This window comes from Microbacterium neimengense, from assembly GCF_054782995.1.
Genome location: NZ_BAAGRK010000003.1, coordinates 787,649 through 801,994 on the forward strand (window position 1 = coordinate 787,649; position 14,346 = coordinate 801,994).

A 14,346-nucleotide genomic window follows, 5' to 3' on the forward strand; every position below is an offset into this window, starting at 1 on the left:
TCACTGCGAGCCGCCCCACGCCGTCGCGCCGATAGTCTGGGGACGTGGCCCGCACCTCCGTTCTGTCGACGCGCGTGCTGCTCGTGTGCGCCGCGATCGGTGTGGCCACCGGCATCCTCGGCGGCATCGCCGGCTGGGCCACGGTGCCGCTTCTGGGTTTCGTCCCTCCGCTGTACGGCCTGCTGCTGGGCGTGCACGTGCTGCCCGGCATCATCGCGCAGGAGGTGCTGCGCCGACCCGGTGTCGCTCTCCTGGCGCACCTGCTGGCTGCTCTCGTCTCCAGCGCCACGGCACCGCAGTACGCACTGCAGTTCCTCGGGACCGCGGTGCTCTTCGGCGGTATCCAGGAGGTGGTCGCCGCCGCGACCCGGTACCGGTCCTGGCGCGCATGGCGGTTCTTCGTGTCGGCGCTCGTGATCGGCGTCGTCATCGCCGCCGCGGTCTTCTTCGCCGCCCACCTCAAGACACTGCCGATCTGGGCGCAGATCGCTTATCTCGCCATCTCGGTGCTGGCCCCGGTCGCGTGGACCGCCGTCGGCCTGTGGGTCGGCATGGGACTGCGCCGGGCGGGCGTCGTACGCGGCGGGCGTTGAGTCGATGACCGAGGGCGCCGACAGCCCGGAACGCCGCCGGCTCGCGCAGCTCGCGGCCGACCTCATCCTCGAGAACGGCCTCATCGACCTGAGCCTGTCCGGCATCGCGCGCGCGGTGGGCTCCAACAACCGGATGCTGCTGTACTACTTCGGTTCGAAGGAGCGGCTGCTGGAGGCCGCATCCGAGATCGCGATCGAGCGCTTCCCCCACCTCGCCGCCGTCTTCGAGCGCCTCGCCGCCGACGACGCTCCGCTGCGGGAGCGCCTGCTGCGGGCATGGCAGGACATCGGCGCGCCCGAGAACCGGCCCTACCTGGTCATGTTCTTCCACCGCTTCGCGGTCGCCCTCGGAGACCCCGAGCGCTGGAACGAGTTCCTCTCGCACCTCGGCACCGGCTGGGTGCGTCGCGTGCGCGCGGTGTTCGTCGCCGAGGGCTGGACCCCGGATGCGGCCGAGCTCGCCGCGACGCGCGTCGTCGCGGAGTGGCGCGGCCTGCAGTTCGCGCTCCTGTGCGGGATGGGGCCCGCGCTGCTGACGGCGGCCTACGAACGCAGTATCGACGAGCTTCTGGAGAAGGCGAGTTAGGTTAGGCTAAGTTGGGAGGACCCGCCCGTCCGAACTCTGGATCCTTCGTGCCTGCTGCCTCCGCCGACCGCGACGCCTCGTTCGCCGCATCCGGCGTCGATGCACCCCTCCTGCGGGTCGAAGACCTCTCGATCACCCACGAGGGCGCCGCGCGCCCCTCGCCCGCATCCGCCACGTTCCGGATCGACCCCGGCGAAGTCGTGCTGCTGCTGGGGCCCAGCGGCTCCGGCAAGTCGACGCTGGCCCTGGCGCTGAACGGACTCATCCCCCACGACATCCCGGCCGGAGTCACCGGCCGGGTGACGGCCGGGAGCCTGGATACCCGCGACGCCTCCGTCGCCCAGCTGAGCACGCAGGTGGCGATGGTGTTCCAGGATCCGGATGCCCAGCTCGTCACCGGCACGCTCCTCGACGAGGTCGCCTTCGGTCCCGAGAACCTGCGGCTCCCCGTCGACGAGGTGCTCCGCCGCGCCGAAGACGCTCTGCGCCGGGTCGGGCTCTGGGACCGGCGCCACGAGAACCCGGACCGGCTGTCCGGCGGCGGACGTCAGCGGCTCGCGATCGCCGCGGCTCTGGCCATGGGCTCTCCCCTGCTGGTGCTCGACGAGCCCACGGCCAACCTCGATCCGCACGGCATCGAAGACGTGTACGCGACGCTCGCCGAACTCGTCGCAGCCGGGGATCGCGCCATTCTGCTGATCGAACACAACCTGGATGCGGCCGTGCCGCTGATCGATCGCGTCGTCGTGCTGGATGCGGCGGGGGCGGTCATCGCGGATGGTGGCGTCGACGACGTGCTGCGTGCGCGGGCCGACGAGCTGCACGAGCTCGGCGTGTGGCTGCCGACCTGCACCCTCGCGGGGCTCCGTCTGCGGTCGGCGGGGTACCGCATGGATCCGCTGCCGCTGAGTCCGCTCGAGCTGCGCGCGGCGCTCGAGGCGCAGCCCGCGCCTGCATCCGCCGTGCCCGCCGTGCAGGCGGCCGCCGTGTCGCGCGAACCCCGCGAGCCGATCGTCGAGGTGCGCTCTCTCACTCTGCGGCGCGGGCGCACCGAGGTGCTGCACGACGTGTCGCTGAGCGTCGCCGCAGGCTCCTTCGTCGCGATCATCGGAGCCAACGGCGCCGGAAAGACCAGCCTGCTGCAGGCGATCGCGGGAGTCGTCGTCCCCCCGCGCGGCACCGTGACGGTCGCCGGGATCGACGTGGGCCGCGCGGACGCCCGGACGCTTCCCGCCCGCATCGGCTTCGTGTTCCAGAACCCGGAGCACCAGTTCATCGCCCACACGGTCGCCGACGAGATCGCGCACGGCCTGCGCAGGCAGCGGCTCGCCGACGACGAGGTGCGCCGGCGCACCGACGAGCTGCTTGCGCGGTTCGGGCTGGCAGAGCGCGCCGGGGCCCATCCCTTCCTTCTTTCGGGCGGCCAGAAGCGCCGCCTCTCCGTCGGCACGGCCCTCGTGGCCGGCGCCCCGGTGCTCGCGCTCGACGAACCGACCTTCGGACAGGACCGCGCCCGCGCCGACGAACTGCTCGCGCTGCTCGCCGAGCTCAATGCCGCCGGTACCACGGTGCTCGTGGTCACGCACGACATGCAGCTCGTGACGGAGTACGCCGATCACGTGGTCGTGGTGCACGAGGGGCGTATCGCCGCATCCGGCGCCACATCCGACGTGTTCGCCGACGCGGCACTCGTCGAGCGAGCCGGGTTGCGCCCTCCGCCGCTGCGGCACGCGCTCGCGCATCTCGAGGGTCATCCCGCCCTCACCGGCGTCGTGCGATTGGCGGATCTGCCATGACCGCGACGATCGACCCGTTCGCGGCTCCCACGGCCGCATCCGGGGCGCGCTTCCTCTACGCGCTCAATCCGCTCGCCAAGTTCGCGGCCATCATCCCCCCGAGTCTCGCGCTGATCTTCGTGCGCGACCTCACCACCCCGCTCGCATTCCTCGTGCTCGCCTACGCGGTGCTGCTCGTGGGCGCGCGGGCGTCGCGTCAGGTGCTGCTCACACTGTTCCTGGCGCTGCCGGCCGCCGTGCTCGTGCTCGGATGCGGCTTCGCCGCGTGGACGGATGCCGCCCAGGTCGACACGACGCCGCTCGTGCTGCAGATCGGCGAGTGGCGATTGTTCTCCGGCGCGCTCACGATCGGCTTCGCCACGGCGCTGCGCCTGATCGCGATCCTCGCGCTCGCCCTGGCCGCGGGATTCACGACCTCGGGGGCGGACCTCGCCCGATCGCTCGTGCAGCAGCTGCGTGTGCCGTACCGCATCGGCTACACGGCTCTGGCCGCATTCCGTTTCGTGCCGCGGTTCGCGCACGAACTCGATGTGATCCGGCAGGCGCACCGAGTGCGCGGATCGCACGGCGGGCGCGGACCTTTTGCCGCGATCGCCCGCTGGGGCGGCTACATCGTCCCGCTGCTCGCGGGTGCGATCCGTCACGCCGAGCGGGTCGCCCTCGCGATGGATGCCCGCGCGTTCGGCGCCCACCCCGACCGCACCGAGCGTCACCTGGTGCCCTTCCGCATCCGCGACGTCGTCTTCGTCCTCGCGTTCTGGACCGTGTCGGCGGCGGTCTTCCTCATCGCGCGCCCGTGGGCCGGCGCCTGACCCACCCGACAGAAAGGCTCCGCATGGCTCGGTTCTCCCGTCTTGTGAAACCCGCATCCCCCGACCTCCTGCACCTGCGGGTGGTGCGCACCGAACGCCTCAGCGAGCACTGGATGCGGGTGACCTTGGGCGACGGCGAGATCGACAGGTTCGTGCCGCTCGGCTACGACCAGTGGTTCCGCCTCTTCCTCCCTGTCGGCGGCGACGAGGGTCTGGAGCGGATCCCCGCCAAGGCGAACAAGCTGATCGGGTACCTGAAGTACCTGCGGATCCCGGATGGCGTGCGTCCCGTCATGCGCAACTACACCGTGCGCGCCTACCGGGCGGCGACCGCGGTCAAGGGACCGGAGATCGACGTCGACTTCGTGCTGCACGGCACAGGGCCCGATGCGGGCCCGGCATCCCGGTGGGCCGCATCCGCACGCCCGGGCGACAGTGTGGTGATCATCGACGAGGGGCTCGGGTTCGACCCGGGACGCGGCGTCGATCGGGTGATCCTCGCCGCGGACGAGACGGGACTGCCCGCGGTGTCCGGAGTGTGCGCCTCGCTGCCGGCGAGCGCGACGGGCGTTGCCCTCATCGAGGTGCCGTCCGAGGCCGACGCGCTGGCGTTCGATGCGCCCGCCGGCGTCGAGGTGCGGTGGCTCGTGCGCGACGCCCAGACCCGCCCCGGCACCCTCGCGCTCGCGGCACTCGAGGATGTCCCGCTGCCCGCAGAGGGGGTGCACGCGTTCATCGTCGGCGAGCAGTCGCTGCCGACATCCGCCCGTCGTGCGCTCGTCGCCCGCGGCCTCGACAAAGCCTCGATCAGTTTCATCGGCTATTGGCGGGTGGGGGCGGCGCGTCCCGCACCGACCTCCACGGAGGTCGACGCGTGAGCGCCCCGTCCGCCGAGACCCCGCGAACGGCGCGCGGCCGCATCCCGACCCTCGTACTGCTGACCTGCGCCGCGATCGGCGTCGCAGGGGGTGTGGTGCTGTGGGCCGTGACCGGCCTGTCGACGCTGCTCTTCGCGGTCGTGCCGTTCGCGTCGGTGGCGCTGGCGGGGATGTGGCTGCTGCCGGCGACCATCGCGCTGCGACTGCTGCAGCGGCCGGGGGTGGGCCTTCTCGTGGGCCTCATCTCGGGGATCGTCGTGCTGCCCTACATCGGCACGAACCTGTGGTGGGCGTTCTTCGCCGAGCTGCCGTTCCTGCTCGTGCTGTACCGCTACTGGGGGACCTGGCTGCACTTCGCCGGCGCACTCGTCATCGGCGTCGTCTATCCCCTCTTCGCGGCAGAGTACTTCAATCTGTGGACCATGCCCGTGCCCATGATGATCGGCTTCTTCGCGCTCACGATCGCGAGCTGCCTGGCGGGTACAGCGATCGGGGTCGTGATCGCCGACGCCCTCCGGCGCGCGGGCGTCGCGCGCCTCGCCCGCCGCCAGCCCCGCTGAGCCCGGAGATCGGCCAACCCGCCTCGTTCGCCTGTCACAGATCGACGCTCACGCGTCGATCTGTGACAGGCGAACACCGGGTGGCGCGGGGACGCCGCCGGGGGCTACTTCCGGCCGGTCACCTGACGCGCGACGATCTCGCGCATGATCTCGTTCGTGCCGCCGTAGATGCGGTGCACGCGGGCATCGACGAATGCGCGCGCGACGGGGTATTCGAGGATGTAGCCGTACCCGCCGTGCAGCTGGACGGCGGCATCGAGCACCTCCCATTCACGCTCCGTCGTCCAGAACTTGACCTTGGCGGCCTCCTCCGGTGTGAGCTTGCCCTCGCCGTACAGCGCGATGGCGCGGTCGACGTAGGCCCACAGCACATCGACCGTCGTGGCCATGTCGGCCAGGCGGAAGCGCGTGTTCTGGAAGTCGGCGATCGCGTGGCCGAACGCCTCGCGACTGCTCGTGTACTCGAGCGTCCAGCGCAGGCCCGCCTCCGCGGCCGCAGCCGCGGCCACGCCGATCGACAGCCGCTCGAGCGGAAGGTTGCGCATGAGCTGCACGAAGCCGTGCCCGGTTTCGCCCCCGATGAGATTCTCGTCGGGGATGAAGACGTCGGTGAACGACAGCTCCGCGGTGTCGTGCCCGGCGAAGCCCATCTTGTGCAGCTTCTTTCCGTGATCGAAGCCCTCCATGCCGTTCTCGACGAGCACGAGGCTGAACGCGTCGGGGCGGTTGCCCTCCCCCGTCTTGACGAAGGTGACGACGATGTCGGCCGTCGCGCCGGAGGAGATGAACGTCTTGGCGCCGTTCAGGATCCACCCGCCGTCCACCTTCTTCGCCACGGTCGAGATGCCGCGCAGATCGCTGCCCGCACCGGGCTCGGTCATGGCGAGCGCACCGATGACCTCACCGGTGGCCATGCCGGGCAACCACTTCTGCTTCTGCTCCGGCGTGCCGAAGTGGGCCAGGTACGGCACGGCGAGGTCGTCCTGGATGCCGAAGGCACCCGCCAGGGACCCGAGCCCGGCCTTGATGACCTCCTCGTTGACCACGGCACGGAAGCGGTAGTCCTGCAGCATCCCCGCGCCGCCGAACTCCTCGGGAACCGACAGTCCGATGATCCCGGCGTCGCCGGCGGCCCTCATGGTCTCGCGGTCGATCTGACCGGCCGCATCCCACGCTTCGCGCCGGGCGTTCGTGCCGTAGCGCTTGATGAACTCGACCACGACCTCCCGGAAGGCCTCGTGATCCTCGTCGTAGATGTCGCGTTCCACGGACGTCTCCTCCATCTCGGGGCGCCTGCGTCGACACGCTGCGGCGCCATCGCCTGACGCGATCCTAAACCGGCGGATGCGCGCGGAGCACACCACGCTGTGGAATCGCATTCCACGCACACCGAAACCGAGTGTCGCGATTGTGGACGCCCTCCAGCGGGTCAGTTCCCCTCGGTGCGCACCGGGTCCGTACCGTCGGGAGCGACGTCGTAGGAGGCCGAGCGGTAGTCCCCGTCGAACCAGAAACGCGCGCGCACCGGCCCCGCAGGCTGCGCGAACGTCGGCGAATCGATGTCGCCGTCGGCTGCCCGTTGCACCCGCAGCGCGACGCCGCTCAAGCTGTCGAACCCTTCCGTGTCGGCGGCCGTCTGCATGGCGGTCCACAGACCGGCCCAGGACACCTCGTCGAGCGAGAACTGCTCGGCGGCCGAATCCGGCTGCGACGGCGCCGGACCGTCGGGGATCACCTCACCGCGGCGGTACTCCCAGCGGTCGGTATCGGTGGAGCCGGGCGTCACGGGAGCATCGACGAGGATGACATCCTCGCTCACGGAGATGCTGAGCACCCGATCGTGCCCGATCTTCGCGGTGAGGGCAGCGACGGCGTCGGCAGCCATCTCCGGCTGGCGCAGATCCGCGGTGAGCCGCCCCTGTCCGAGAGCGGTGATGGTCTGAGCGACCGCCGCCGGGTAAGGCAGGGCCACCGATGTGCCGGCGACGAGGAACGCGAGGGCGAACAGGACGAACCGCACTCCCCTCCCCTTCGGGCCGATGCCGATCAGGGGTCCGCGTCGCCGTCCCTTGATCGTGACCACTCCCGGCTCGGGAAGGCGCGGCTCGCCGAGTTCGGCCTGCGCGGGGATGCGGATTCCCGCGTACGGCGCCTCGGTGACGTCATCGTCGGCGAACGCCACCTCGGCGCCGTCCGCACTCAGCAGCGCGACCGCGCGCAGATTCCCCGGCTGGACGGCGGGGATGTCGACGAGCCGCACGAGCTGGCGCACACGCGCGCGATACGCGGGGCCCTCCAGCGGCTGGATGCTGAGATCGAGGTCGCACACCGGCTGATCGTTGATGAGTGTGCCGGTCTGAGTCACGGCGTCGATGCGGGCGAGGGCCATCCTGCCCTCGGATCGCGCCGCATCGAGGTCCGTGGTCGACACGGCGGGCATTCCCCGCGTGGCCCTCGCGATCAGTATCAGGATGCCGCTGAAGATCGCCAGGGCCATCCCGGCCGGGAAGGTGATCTCGCCGGCACCCGGCGGGCCGATCTCCGAGACCACGAGAGCGCCGAGGGCCATCCCCGCCCCCACGAAGAACAGAAGGCGGATCATGCCTCCATGCTAACGAGCCGACTTCGGCCACCGATGCCGGCCGGGGCGGGTCATCCGGGGTAGGAGGGTGCAGCGGGAAGGCCGAAGAACTCCTCGAGCGTGTGCCAGCCGCCCTCGTGATACGCCTGCGCCAGCTCCGGCCCGATGTAGCGGAGGTGCCAGGGCTCCGCTTCGTACCCCGTGACAGGGGTGTCACCCTGCTCGTAGCGCACGATGAACCCGAACTGCCAGGCGTTCGCGGCCACCCACTGCCCCTCGGGAGAGGCTCCGAAGTCGTCGAGCGTCCCGCATCCGCTGCCGCAGGGCATGAGGTCCATCGCGAGGCCGAGCTGGTGCTCGCTGAATCCCGGCCGTGCGCTCGAGATCTCCGCCTCGACCTGCCCGCCGCGCGCCACGTTCTCCTGGTAGGTCGACACCTGCGTGTCGTAGGAGCGATAGCCGCTGAGCTGCCCGAGCGAACCGACACCGGCCGTCTCGACGGCCTCGGCCATCTGCTGCAGCGCGGCGGCGGCATCCTGGCGGAGCACGCCGGCGTTGAAGGTCTTCAGACCCTGCACCTGGACGATGCCCTGCGGCTCGTAGTCGAGCGGGTTCAGAGGCCGCTGCTTGTTGACGACGACCCAGCGGCGGGCCGGGTCGGACAGCGAGATGCACGGGGCAGTTCCGGAGACGACGGCTTCTCGAAAGGACATCCCCCCACCGGCGGCCACGATCACGGCCTCGTCATCGCCGGCCGCAACCGCTGCGGCGACGGCCGGGTCGTCGCAGATGGATGCGGCGGCGGGCGCCCGGGTGAACACCGGCGCGGGGATGGCCTGCGCCGCGGGCGGACCCGCGGGCGCGGCGGGAGCGGCCACCGGGGCTCCCGCCAGCACAGCACTCAGCCACAGGGCCGCCACCACGACGCCGGCCACCGCGAGACACGCGACCGCGATGCGGCGGCGACGGAGCCGCCCGGACGCGACGCGCGCAGCGCGGCGTGAGGGAAGCGTCTCGGGTGACGCGGTGGAGATCACGCTCCATTGTGCCTCCCGGGCGCGCGATGGGCGAGCTGACCCATACCCCTGTACGAATCATCGTCCACCAGGGTTGACATGCATTCGTATCTTTGTTCCACTGTCGTCATGCGGTGGAACGGGCAGAAGGTCGGCGAGGAGGATGCGGCTGCACTCCCCGGCATGGAGCGACTCGACTCTCTCGTGCGCTCGGTGACGACACCGGAGTTCGCCGGCATGACGTTCCACGAAGTCGCGGCGCGCTCCGCGCTCAACCACGTCCCCGGTTCGTCCGCGATGCCTTTCGACTGGACCATCAACCCGTATCGCGGGTGCAGCCACGCCTGCACGTACTGCTTCGCACGCGGCACGCACACCTACCTCGACCTCGATGCGGGTCGCGACTTCGACACCCAGGTCGTGGTGAAGGTGAACATCGCCGAGGTGCTCGAGCGCGAGCTCGCCCGCAGCTCGTGGGGCCGGGAGCACGTCGCCCTCGGCACGAACACCGACCCGTACCAGCGTGCAGAGGGGCGCTACCGACTCATGCCCGGCATCATCGACGCCCTGGCCGCATCCGGAACACCCTTCTCCATCCTCACGAAAGGCACGCTGCTGCGTCGCGATCTGCCGGTGCTGCAACGGGCGCACGAGCGGGTCCCCGTATCGATCGCGATGTCGATCGCCCTCTTCGACGACGACCTGCAGCGCTCTGTCGAACCCGGCACCCCGACGTCACAGGCTCGCCTCGACACGGTGCGCGCGGCGACGGATGCGGGCTTCCGCGTCACCGTCTTCCTCATGCCCGTGATGCCGCACCTGACCGACTCGATCGCGGCGCTCGACGACGCGCTGCGGCGCATCAAGGAGGCGGGGGCGGTCCGCGTCGTCTACGGCGCACTGCATCTGCGTCCCGGCGTGAAGCCCTGGTTCATGGCGTGGCTGCGGCGCGAGCATCCGGAGCTCGTCTCGAGCTACCTGGGGCTGTACCCGGGGGCTTCGGTGAGCGCCCCGAAGGCGTATCGACAGTGGCTCTCGCGGCGCGTTCGACCCCTGTTGCGGGTGCACCGCCTCGACGGTCGCGACGAGGAGGAGCCGGTACGCGCGCGTCCAGTCGCTCCCGGCGCACGCGCGGCGGCGGCGGCCGCATCCGTGCGCTTCACCGGTTCGACGCCGCAGCCGGCGCGCCTGTTCTGACCCGAGACGCGGCAACGCCCCCTCGCGCGGGGCGAGGGGGCGTTGCGGGACTCGGCGTCAGGCGGAGGCGACGTCGGCGAGCTGGCGCCCGGCGACCTCCTCGACGACGTCGTCGCCGGGACGGACCTCTTCGAACGGCGCGTCGATCTCGGCGCGCGAGAGCAGCTCCGTCATGCGACGGCGGCGCTGACGCGGGACCAGCGTGACAACGGTGCCGCTGCGACCGGCGCGGCCGGTGCGGCCGGAGCGGTGCAGGTACGTCTTGTACTCGTCGGGAGCGTCGGCCTGGATGACCAGGTCGATGTCATCGACGTGGATGCCGCGGGCCGCCACGTCGGTGGCGACCAGCACGTTCACCTTGCCGTCGGTCAGGCGCTGCAGGTTGCGCGTGCGCTTGGCCTGGTTGAGGTCTCCGTGCAGAGCGACGGCGGAGATGCCGGCGTCCTCGAAGTTCTCGACGAGCATCTCGGCGAACGCGCGGGTGCGCGAGAAGACGAGCGTCTTGCCGTCACGGTCCACAAGGGACGCGAGCAGCTCGGCCTTGTCGCGGTGGTCGACGACGAACACGCGGTGGTCGATCGTTCCGGTCTCCTGCGTCTCGCCGGCGACCTCGTAGACGGCCGGATCGACGAGGAACTCGTCGACGAGGGCCGCGACCTCGCGGTCGAGCGTGGCGGAGAACAGCAGCTTCTGGCTGCCCTCGCCCGTCAGGCGCAGGATGCGCTGCACGGGCTCGGCGAATCCGAGCTCGGCCATGTGGTCGGCCTCGTCCAGAACCGAGACCTGCACCTCGGACAGGTCGAGCTTGCCCTGGTTGATGAGGTCCTCGATGCGGCCGGGGGTACCGATGATGATGTCGATGCCCTTCTTGAGCGCACCGACCTGACGCGCCTGGGGCACGCCGCCGTAGATCTGCGTGGTGAACAGGCCGACGCTGCGCGCGATCGGCTGCACGGTGCGGTCGATCTGCAGGGCGAGCTCACGCGTCGGCGCGAGGATGAGCGCCTTGGGACGGCGGCCGAACTCGCGGCGCGTGCCCGCCTGTGCGCGCAGGATGCGCTCCACCAGCGGTGCGCCGAAGGCGATGGTCTTGCCGGAGCCGGTGCGGCCGCGGGCGAGCACGTCGCGTCCCTCAAGGATCGGGGGGATCGTCGCGGACTGGATCGGGAACGGACTGGGCGCACCGAGCTCGGCGAGCACCTTCACGATGTTCTGACCGAGGCCGAGCTCACCGAAGCCCTGACCCTCAACGGTCTCGGCCTGGACGGCTTCGGCCTCGAGACGCTCGTGCACGACGTCGACGTGCTGCTCGTGCGCCTTGGCTGCGGTCGCGTTCTCCCCACGACCCCTCCACGCATCGCTCCCGCGCTGCGCGGAGCCTCCGGCCGCGTGGGCCCAATCCGAACGGTTGCCGCCCTCGCGACGCGCCGGACGGTCGTCGGAGGAGCGGCGGGGACGGTCATCGAACGAACGCGCGGGGCGGTCATCGAACGAACGACGGGGACGGTCGTCGAACGAACGCGCCGGACGATCGCTGAAGGAGCGAGCCGGACGCTCACCCTCGCGGCGCGCCGGACGGTCGTCGAACGAACGACGGGGACGGTCATCGAACGAACGCGCCGGACGCTCACCCTCGCGGCGCGCCGGACGGTCGTCGAACGAACGACGCGGGCGGTCATCGAACGAACGACGCGGGCGGTCATCGAACGAACGACGCGGGCGGTCATCGAACGAACGCGCCGGACGGTCACCATCGCGACGAGCCGGACGGTCATCGAACGAACGAGCCGGGCGGTCGTCGAACGAACGACGCGGACGGTCATCGAACGAACGCGCCGGACGATCGCCATCGCGACGAGCCGGACGGTCGTCAAACGAACGAGCCGGACGGTCGTCGAACGAACGACGCGGACGGTCATCGAACGAACGAGCCGGACGGTCGCCTTCGCGACGGGTCGGGCGCTCGTCGAACGAACGGGCGGGACGGCCCTCGCGGATGCCGCGGGCCTCATCGCGGCCGGCGCGCTCGGCCGAGGTCCAACGACGCTTGGGAGCCGACTCCGCGGTCTCCTCGCGGAAACCGCGGTGGTTGGGGCTCTTGGAGCCGGTCGAGCCGGCGGAGGACTCGCCCGGACGACGCTTGCGGTCCTGGAACGAGGTCTTCGCGCCGTAGCGGGGCTCGAAGTTCTTGGCCGGACGTCCGCCGGCGGGCTTCTTGTTCTTGGGCATGGGTGATTCTTCCTGGGTTCTCTTCGCACGAGAACAGCACCCGCTCAGAACGCGGGCATACCCGGACTACCGTCGGCCGGGGCCATTTTCGATGATGGTCATGTGCGCCGAGCGGCGCTCACCATCGGCCCCATGGACTCACAAACCCATCCGCGCACCACGCGGTGTCCAGAGCCGACATTCCAGAGTAACCCACTCGACTGGGAAAGTGCCTCACGTGAGTACGCTGAGAGGATGAGCGCCGATCCGACCGGAGTCCGTCACCGCCTGTCGTCGCCGAACGGATCGGCCGAGATCACCGAAGTGGGAGCCTCGTTGCGCGCGCTGCGGATCGACGGCGTCGACCTCGTTCCTCACTATCCCGACACGGCGGCGACGCCCGCCGCATCCGGGGTGGTTCTGGTTCCGTGGCCCAACCGGGTGCGCGACGGGCGCTGGTCGCAGCGCGGCACCGACTACCAGCTCGCGCTCACCGAGCCCAAGCTCGGCAACGCCTCGCACGGGCTCCTGCGCTTCACCCCCTACCGCCTGGTGGGCTCGGAGGCGGATGCGGTGACGCTCGAGGCCGACGTCTTCCCCCAGACCGGTTACCCCTTCCATCTCGCGACCCGGGTGACCTACGCCCTGACCGACGACGGCCTGAACGTCCTGCACCAGATCGCGAACGTCGGTACGGATGCGGCACCCGTCGCGCTCGGCACGCATCCGTACCTCTGCATCTCGGATGTACCCACCGCCGAGCTGCGCCTCGAAGTGGATGCGGCGACCTGGTTCCGCCTCGACGAGCGCAACCTCCCGATCGCCGAGGAGCCGGTGGATGCGGCGCACGACCTGCGCGCACCGCGCCGGGTCGGAGACCTGACGCTCGACACCGCCTACTCGACACTGCGACGCGGGACGGACGGTCGAGTCCGCGGCGTGCTGCACGCCCCCGACGGCCGCCGCCTCGAGCTGTGGGCCGGCGCCGGGTTCGAATACCTCCAAGTCTTCACGACCGACCGTTACCCGGGGCAGGAGGTGGCGGTCGCGATCGAGCCGATGACCGCCCCCGCAGACGCCCTGAACTCGGGCCGAGACCTGCGCTGGCTAGAGCCCGGCGAGACGTGGGAACTCGAGTGGGGCATCTCCCTCACACGCCCCTGAGGCGGCGGCCTCGACTCGCGAGTGAGCGCTCCTTCATCGAGCGCGCATCCGATGGGGTGCTCACGCGGCGAACGGATGCGCGCTCGGCGCCCACCGGCGGCGCGTTCCGCGTCCGCCGGTAACACGCACCGGGGTTGTCGGTAACCTCCGACGGATATCGTTGACCCATGCGGTTTCAACCGCTGCGGCGACGCCGACCGGCTGCGCTGCTCGCCAGCCGGTGCGTGCAAGGGGCTCCACGTTCCGCCGGCTGGATCGGTGTCCGTCTGGGTGGAGGGTACCCGCATGCTGCGTACCGTTTTCGCGTCGTTTCCCGCTTCGAGCCTCAGCGGGGCAGACCCCACGCCACCGCGCGTGCGACTGCACCGGGCGGTGAGCGAGCTCCTTCAGGCTGATGCCGTGCATCTCGCCACCCTGGCGCTGACGATCCTGCTCACCGGGCTCGGGATCTCGATCGCGACGACCACGAATCCGCAGTGGTGGCGCCTGCACTTCAGCCAGCTCGGCACCTACGGCGACGCGTCGGCGATGTTCTTCAACGGCACGCTCATCCTCGGCGGCTCCACCGTGCTGCTGTTCGCGCGCGCCGCCGCTCGCCAGCTCCGTCCGCTGGAGGGGACGCGGGTGCGCCGGGGCACGGCGATGACCGCCCGCATCCTCTTCTCCGTCGTCGGCGCCAACCTCGCCCTGGTGGGATGCGTGCCGCTGACGACCAACGGATTCGTGCACGACCGGGTCGCCGCCGCGATGGTTCTCGGCTTCGCCGGACTCCTGCTGACCAGCCCCTTCATGATGCACCGCTTCCCGAAGCGGCTGGTGCTGACGACGGGATTCGTCTTCGTGGGCCTGTTCGCCGGAGCCTGGGTCTTCGTCGCAGGCACCATCAACCTCGCCCTGTTCGAGGTCATCGCCTTCAGCGCGATGTTCGGCTGGTCGGGCGTGTTCCTCAGCGCTC

The 14,346-nt window shown here is 70.7% G+C and carries 12 protein-coding genes and 1 pseudogene; 9 read left to right on the plus strand and 4 right to left on the minus strand.

Features of this window, described 5'->3' with window-relative positions:
- Positions 1-44 precede the first annotated feature (44 nt).
- Genes ACYVJS_RS06490 through ACYVJS_RS06515 form a run of 6 tightly spaced genes read left to right on the plus strand, consistent with a single transcriptional unit; the run spans position 45 to position 5,225 of the window.
- Positions 45-593: an ECF transporter S component gene (locus ACYVJS_RS06490; RefSeq protein WP_460738848.1), complete on the plus strand. Its 549-nt coding sequence runs from the start codon at positions 45-47 to the stop codon at positions 591-593.
- A gap of 4 nt (positions 594-597) precedes the next feature.
- Complete coding sequence (locus ACYVJS_RS06495; protein WP_460738850.1) at positions 598-1,179, plus strand: TetR/AcrR family transcriptional regulator; 582 nt, start codon at positions 598-600, stop codon at positions 1,177-1,179.
- Between the two features lie 47 nt (positions 1,180-1,226).
- Positions 1,227-2,975 carry an ABC transporter ATP-binding protein gene (locus ACYVJS_RS06500; protein ID WP_460738852.1) on the plus strand — a complete coding sequence of 583 codons (1,749 nt, stop codon included), beginning with the start codon at positions 1,227-1,229 and terminating at the stop codon, positions 2,973-2,975.
- A complete protein-coding gene (locus ACYVJS_RS06505) occupies positions 2,972-3,787 on the plus strand; it encodes an energy-coupling factor transporter transmembrane component T (RefSeq protein WP_460738854.1) in 816 nt (271 codons plus the stop codon). The genes ACYVJS_RS06500 and ACYVJS_RS06505 overlap by 4 nt, the downstream gene beginning before the upstream one ends.
- A 23-nt stretch (positions 3,788-3,810) precedes the next feature.
- The gene (locus ACYVJS_RS06510) at positions 3,811-4,665 is read left to right on the plus strand and encodes a siderophore-interacting protein (protein WP_460738856.1); all 855 of its coding nucleotides are present in this window, start codon (positions 3,811-3,813) and stop codon (positions 4,663-4,665) included.
- Positions 4,662-5,225 (plus strand): ECF transporter S component, encoded by a 564-nt coding sequence (locus tag ACYVJS_RS06515; protein WP_460738858.1) that lies wholly within the window; start codon positions 4,662-4,664, stop codon positions 5,223-5,225. The genes ACYVJS_RS06510 and ACYVJS_RS06515 overlap by 4 nt, the downstream gene beginning before the upstream one ends.
- Before the next feature lie 104 nt (positions 5,226-5,329).
- Here the strand turns inward: ACYVJS_RS06515 and ACYVJS_RS06520 are convergent, their stop codons facing one another.
- The 3 genes from ACYVJS_RS06520 to ACYVJS_RS06530 all read right to left on the minus strand — a co-directional run bounded on the left by ACYVJS_RS06520 (position 5,330) and on the right by ACYVJS_RS06530 (position 8,843).
- Positions 5,330-6,493 (minus strand): acyl-CoA dehydrogenase family protein, encoded by a 1,164-nt coding sequence (locus ACYVJS_RS06520; RefSeq protein ID WP_460738860.1) that lies wholly within the window; start codon positions 6,491-6,493, stop codon positions 5,330-5,332.
- Between the two features lie 161 nt (positions 6,494-6,654).
- Complete coding sequence (locus tag ACYVJS_RS06525) at positions 6,655-7,827, minus strand: hypothetical protein (RefSeq protein ID WP_460738862.1); 1,173 nt, start codon at positions 7,825-7,827, stop codon at positions 6,655-6,657.
- Between the two features lie 50 nt (positions 7,828-7,877).
- Entirely contained in the window at positions 7,878-8,843 is a 966-nt protein-coding gene (locus tag ACYVJS_RS06530; RefSeq protein WP_460738864.1) for a M15 family metallopeptidase, read from the minus strand.
- 108 nt (positions 8,844-8,951) lie between these two features.
- On the opposite strand from ACYVJS_RS06530, the gene ACYVJS_RS06535 reads away from it, so the two are divergent.
- Positions 8,952-10,019 carry an Rv2578c family radical SAM protein gene (locus tag ACYVJS_RS06535; RefSeq protein ID WP_460739870.1) on the plus strand — a complete coding sequence of 356 codons (1,068 nt, stop codon included), beginning with the start codon at positions 8,952-8,954 and terminating at the stop codon, positions 10,017-10,019.
- 57 nt (positions 10,020-10,076) lie between these two features.
- Here the strand turns inward: ACYVJS_RS06535 and ACYVJS_RS06540 are convergent, their stop codons facing one another.
- Positions 10,077-12,248: a DEAD/DEAH box helicase gene (locus ACYVJS_RS06540; RefSeq protein ID WP_460738866.1), complete on the minus strand. Its 2,172-nt coding sequence runs from the start codon at positions 12,246-12,248 to the stop codon at positions 10,077-10,079.
- A gap of 234 nt (positions 12,249-12,482) precedes the next feature.
- Between ACYVJS_RS06540 and ACYVJS_RS06545 the strand changes: the two genes are divergently transcribed.
- Both ACYVJS_RS06545 and ACYVJS_RS06550 read left to right on the plus strand, forming a co-directional pair.
- Positions 12,483-13,391, plus strand: coding sequence for an aldose 1-epimerase family protein (locus ACYVJS_RS06545; protein WP_460738868.1), 909 nt, complete (start codon positions 12,483-12,485; stop codon positions 13,389-13,391).
- A 285-nt stretch (positions 13,392-13,676) separates the two neighbouring features.
- Positions 13,677-14,276 (plus strand): annotated as a pseudogene (locus ACYVJS_RS06550) (hypothetical protein); the annotation flags it as partial.
- Between the last annotated feature and the right edge of the window lie 70 nt (positions 14,277-14,346).

Excerpts from the sequence above, each read along its gene's own strand:
- ACYVJS_RS06495 (WP_460738850.1), top strand. The coding sequence starts at position 598 with ATGACCGAGGGCGCCGACAGCCCGGAACGCCGCCGGCTCGCGCAGCTC.
- ACYVJS_RS06540 (WP_460738866.1), bottom strand. The coding sequence starts at position 12,248 with ATGCCCAAGAACAAGAAGCCCGCCGGCGGACGTCCGGCCAAGAACTTC.
- ACYVJS_RS06510 (WP_460738856.1), top strand. The coding sequence starts at position 3,811 with ATGGCTCGGTTCTCCCGTCTTGTGAAACCCGCATCCCCCGACCTCCTG.
- ACYVJS_RS06535 (WP_460739870.1), top strand. The coding sequence starts at position 8,952 with ATGCGGTGGAACGGGCAGAAGGTCGGCGAGGAGGATGCGGCTGCACTC.
- ACYVJS_RS06545 (WP_460738868.1), top strand. The coding sequence starts at position 12,483 with ATGAGCGCCGATCCGACCGGAGTCCGTCACCGCCTGTCGTCGCCGAAC.
- ACYVJS_RS06505 (WP_460738854.1), top strand. The coding sequence starts at position 2,972 with ATGACCGCGACGATCGACCCGTTCGCGGCTCCCACGGCCGCATCCGGG.
- ACYVJS_RS06525 (WP_460738862.1), bottom strand. The coding sequence starts at position 7,827 with ATGATCCGCCTTCTGTTCTTCGTGGGGGCGGGGATGGCCCTCGGCGCT.